The 4,747-nt window shown below is 66.5% G+C and carries 5 protein-coding genes; 2 read left to right on the forward strand and 3 right to left on the reverse strand.

Annotation, left to right across the window (positions count from 1 at the left end):
- Together ACIQ6O_RS13060 and ACIQ6O_RS13065 are read left to right on the forward strand one after the other, a co-directional pair.
- A partial coding sequence (locus ACIQ6O_RS13060) for an amidase family protein (RefSeq protein ID WP_396208230.1) occupies nt 1-846 on the forward strand: 846 nt, incomplete at its 5' end.
- 113 nt (nt 847-959) lie between these two features.
- Nucleotides 960-1,193 carry a hypothetical protein gene (locus ACIQ6O_RS13065; RefSeq protein ID WP_396208231.1) on the forward strand — a complete coding sequence of 78 codons (234 nt, stop codon included), beginning with the start codon at nt 960-962 and terminating at the stop codon, nt 1,191-1,193.
- Nucleotides 1,194-1,482: 289 nt separating this feature from the next.
- On the opposite strand, the gene ACIQ6O_RS13070 is transcribed toward ACIQ6O_RS13065, so the two are convergent.
- From ACIQ6O_RS13070 to ACIQ6O_RS13080, 3 genes are all read right to left on the reverse strand, one after another.
- The gene (locus ACIQ6O_RS13070; RefSeq protein WP_396208232.1) at nt 1,483-2,799 is read right to left on the reverse strand and encodes a universal stress protein; all 1,317 of its coding nucleotides are present in this window, start codon (nt 2,797-2,799) and stop codon (nt 1,483-1,485) included.
- A gap of 102 nt (nt 2,800-2,901) precedes the next feature.
- Nucleotides 2,902-4,206: an amidohydrolase gene (locus ACIQ6O_RS13075; protein WP_396208233.1), complete on the reverse strand. Its 1,305-nt coding sequence runs from the start codon at nt 4,204-4,206 to the stop codon at nt 2,902-2,904.
- A gap of 83 nt (nt 4,207-4,289) precedes the next feature.
- A partial coding sequence (locus ACIQ6O_RS13080; RefSeq protein WP_396208234.1) for a cytochrome-c peroxidase occupies nt 4,290-4,747 on the reverse strand: 458 nt, incomplete at its 5' end.

A 4,747-nucleotide genomic window follows, 5' to 3' on the forward strand; every position in this document is an offset into this window, starting at 1 on the left:
TGGAACAACATCGTGGGCTTCCGCCCATCGCCGGGGCGCGTGCCCGACGACGATGGCTCGTGGTCGCCGCTCTCCACCGCCGGGCCGATGGCGCGCACGGTGCAGGACGTGGCCCTCTTCCTCTCGGCCATCGCCGGCACGTATGCGCCCGATCCGTCGGTGCTCACCGATGATCCGGCGATGTTCCGCGCCCCGCTCGGCACCGAGATGAAGGGCAAACGCATCGCCTGGTTCACGACCATGGGCGGCATTCCCTTCGAGCCCGAGATCACGCGCGTCGTGAATGCCACGCGGCAGGCCTTCGTGGACATGGGGTGCATCGTGGAGGAGGCGGAGCCCGATTTCACCGGCGTGGACGAGGCGTTCCCCACGCTGCGACATCTCACCTACCACTACAGCTACGCCAAGCTGTCGCGCGACAATCCCACACTGTTCAAGGACACGGTGAAGTGGGAGATCGCGGAAGCCGAGCGTCAGAGCGCGGTGGACGTGGCGAAGGCGAACGCGCGGCAGGCGCAGATGTACCGGCACGTGTCGCAGTTTTTCACGAAGTACGATGCGTTCGTGTGTCCCGTGACGCAGGTGGAACCGTTCGACATCACCGTGGAGTACCCCACGGAGGTGAACGGCGTGCGCATGCCCACGTACATCGACTGGATGCGCAGCGCGTGGTACGTGACGTTCATGCAGTGCCCGGCCATCAGCGTACCAGCAGGTTTCAGTGCCGGCGGGCTCCCGGTGGGGCTGCAACTCGTCGGCAAGCCGCGCGGCGATTGGCCACTGCTGCAGATCGCGCACGCCTTCGAGCAGGCCACGGGACACGGGAAGCGGCGGCCGACGTTCTGAGGTGCATCGAGCAATGACGCGCCCCCGTGATCAGCAAGGCGAGCTCATCCATAGCGCCGTTTGGTCTGCAGTCACGACTTGTCCCAACACGCATCGACACGGACATTACCCACATGACCATCTCTGATCGCCAGCCCGTGCCCTCGCCCGACGCGACCGACCGGCGGCGGAATCCCCGCCTCCGTGAACTCGTGGACGAGATGATGGCGTCCATTCGCGCGGCGTCGAATGCGGATTTGTGGAGCACCGAGGAGCGCGCGACGTACGAGGCCGACATGGCCCGCATCATGGACAGCATTCGGGCACAGGCGCTGGGCGGGCCGGCGGCGCGGGCGAGGCTGGAGTAGGGGAGCGTTCGTGTGGGTGGGTGTGTGGGCGGCTAGCGTTCGTGTGGGCGACAAACCGCAGACGGCAGACGGCAGGAACCACAGCACGCAGTGAGGGAGGAATGCGGTAGAACGACACGGGAGCCGGCGCTGCGCGCGGCTCCCGATATCCCTACCGCAAAGGAAATCGGGGGCGCCGCGAAGCGGCCGCCCCCGTTTTGTTCTACCGCATTCCTCCCGGACTGCGTGCTGTAGTTCCTGCCGTCCGCCGTCTGCAGTTCCTCATATCTCATGTCTCACGTCTCACCGCTCACTCCAGCCGCAGCTCCGTCACCCCATCCCCGTGATGCACCCGCAGCGCCTGTTCGCGCCCCGACGTGTCCATCACCACGTCCACGGATTCGCACCCATGGATTCGATGGGCCAGGTGTTGACCGGGCTCCGCTGACGGACCGAACATCATCGTGAGCGTGTGCCCGGGCCCCTCGTAGCTCATCCCCGCCAATGGCAAGTGATGACCGATCGCGTGCGCGCCGATGTCGCGCCGGTTCACCTCTACGGCACACGGATGCCCGCGATGTCGCGCGGCGAACGACGCAAGCTGCCGGTCGAGTGATTCGAGCGGTAGAGACTGCACTCGATCGTGGAGCGCGGTGGCGTGGGCGCGCATTGAGGCAAGCGTGCGCGCGGACCCGGGCACGCACAGCACGGAGCACGGGGCCGATCGAACCAATTCAGCGGCCACACTGCCCAGCACCATCCGACGCAGGAAGCCATAGCCGTGGGTCGCCGTCACCACGAGATCGGCGGGGTGCACAGCGAGATGCTGCAGCAGCCGCGACGAGGCGTTGCCCTCGAGCAGCGTTGTTTCGAAGCGAAGCTCCGACTGGTGCAATCGATCCACCATCGTGGCAAAGCTGGCCGCGGCCTGCGCCCGATACTCCTCGGCGAACTGGCGCAGTACGGGAGCGTGCTCGGTGAGGTTTGGGGCCACATGCACCAGCTCCACGGTGGCATCGGGTGCGCACAGCGCGAGCGCCACCTGCGCGGCATAGATGCTGAAGGCGCTGAAGTCGGTGGCCACGACCACACGACGCGGCAACCGCTCCAGCGTGTGCTCTACCGCCAACACCGGCGTCTCGCCCAGCTGGAGCAGACGGAGCACCGACTCACCACCAATCGTGCGTTCGAGCAGACCATGGCGACCGCGGCCGACAATGATGAGCCGGGCTTCGAGATCGTGCGCCCGTCGCACGATCTCCCGGATGGGCTCACCGCTCGTTACGATGACCGGCCAGACCGCACGCTCGGCGACATCGGGCACCACGCGCATCAGCTGCGCCTGCACCTGCGTGACGCGCTGCTCGATGAGCTCCGCCGACGGTATGGCCGGCATCGGCATGGCATCGAACGCGTAGGTGGGCAACACATTCGGCTGCACGGCACTCACCACCTGCACGGCGGCGCCGGTGTGCAACGCCAGCACTCGCGCCAGTGGGAAGGTGGCGTCGGAGGCCGCGGAGGCATCGCTCGCGACCAGCAGCGGCCCGCGCGGGGGTTGAACCGGGGTGAGCGGCGCGAGCAGATCGTTCTGCCCGGCCACTCGGGGATCCTGGGTGGCACGCATGCGTCCTCCTGAATTCAGGCCGCTCTACGGTGCCCCTCCCGGCTTGGCGACGCCATGCGGGAATCCCTCACACGATGTGAGGCGATGGTGTGCGTCCAGCGACTACTTCTTCGTCCCTTGCGCGAGATAGTCGGTGGCGAGGTTCGTCATCGCCCGTACGCCCGTCACGAGCGCGCCTTCGTCGGCGAAGAAGAGCGGCGAGTGGTTCACCGCCACGGTGTTCGGGTCCTTGTCCTTCGGCGTCACGCCGAGGAAGAAGAAGATGCCCGGGATCTGCCGGGTGAACACCGGAAAATCTTCGCTGCCCATGACCGGGTTGATGAACTGCACGCCGTTCGCCGCGACGCGCTTGAGCGTGGGCATCATACGGTCGGTGAGGGTGGTGTCGTTCTGCGTGACGAGACCGCCCTTGTCCACTTCCACGATCGCCGTGGCGCCAGCCGAATGCGCGATGTCTTCAGCGGTGCGCTTGATGCGCATGGCGATATCGGCGCGCATCGCATCATCGAACGTGCGCAGCGTGCCCACCATCACCACACTGTCCGGGATGATGTTGCTGCGATTGCCGCCGGTGATCTGCCCCACCGTAAGCACGCTGGGCAGATACGCCACGTTCACCTGACGGCTGGCGATCGTCTGCAGCCCCATCACCACCTGCGACGCCACCACGATCGGATCCACGCCGCTCCACGGCTGCGACCCATGCGTCTGGCGCCCCTTCACGATGATCTTGAAGTTGCCCGCCGCGGCCATGATGGGGCCCTGACGCACGGCGATGGACCCGACCGTGTTGGGCCACACGTGCAGGCCGAACACGGCACTCGGCACGGGCGCCTTGAGCGCGCCATCGTCAACCATGGCCTGCGCCCCGCCCAGTCCTTCCTCGGCCGGCTGGAAAAGGAATTTGATCGTCCCCGGGATCTGCGCCTTCATGCCCGCGAGTACCTCGGCCGCGCCCATGAGGATCGCCACATGATTGTCGTGCCCACAGGCATGCATCACACCGACCTCCTGCCCCTGCCACTGCGTGCGCACCTTGCTCTTGAACGGCAGGTCCACCAGTTCCGTGACGGGCAGACCGTCCATATCGGCGCGCAGCGCCACCACCGGGCCAGGCTTGCCGCCGCGCAGGATCCCCACGACGCCGGTCTTACCTATCGGCGCCTGCACTTCGAGCCCGAGCTGCCGCAGATGGTCGGCGACCAGCTTCGCCGTGCGCGTCTCCTCGAAGCTCAGTTCGGGGTGCTCGTGAATGTCACGACGCCAGGCAACCACCTTGGGCATGACCGACGACAGCTTGCTTTCGATGAGCTTGGACAGCTCCGACGTGGGGGCGCTCTGCGCATCAGCGCGAGTGCTGCACAGCAGGGCTGCCGCGGCGGCGGCGAAACGGAGAGAAGGACGCATGATGGCTACACGGAGGAGGGAAATCCTGCGGACTGCCATGAAACATGGCGCACGCGACCCATAACGCGAAACCCGAACGACGGCTACTTCGCCGACTTCGCCCCCAGCCCCGTAGTGTCGGTCAGCGCCCGCATGAACGCCACGAGCTGCCGCTGTTCACCCGCCGTGAGATTCAGGCGATCGGGGGGCAGCGTCTGGTTGTCGAGCTGGATGCCGATCCCCGCGCCACCGCCGCGATTGTAGAAGTCGACCACCGATTCGAGCGTCGGGTAGGCGCCGTTGTGCATGTACGGCGCGGTCAGCGCCACGTTGCGCAGACTCGGCGTGCGGAACGCGTAGCGATGCGGCTCGGCGCGGCTCAACCGGAATCGGCCCAGGTCAGGATCGATCACGGCACCTGCCGTCGTCGCCGTACGCGGCGTGCCGAGCACTTCCACTTCCGACTTCTGATACATCGGGGGCACCGTGCCGTTCGTGAGCGGCAGGAAATGGCATGTCGCGCACTTCCCCTTACCCACGAACACGTTGAAGCCGGCCCGCT

This window comes from Gemmatimonas sp. (assembly GCF_044345575.1).
In the GTDB taxonomy this organism is placed as follows: Bacteria; Gemmatimonadota; Gemmatimonadetes; order Gemmatimonadales; family Gemmatimonadaceae; genus Gemmatimonas.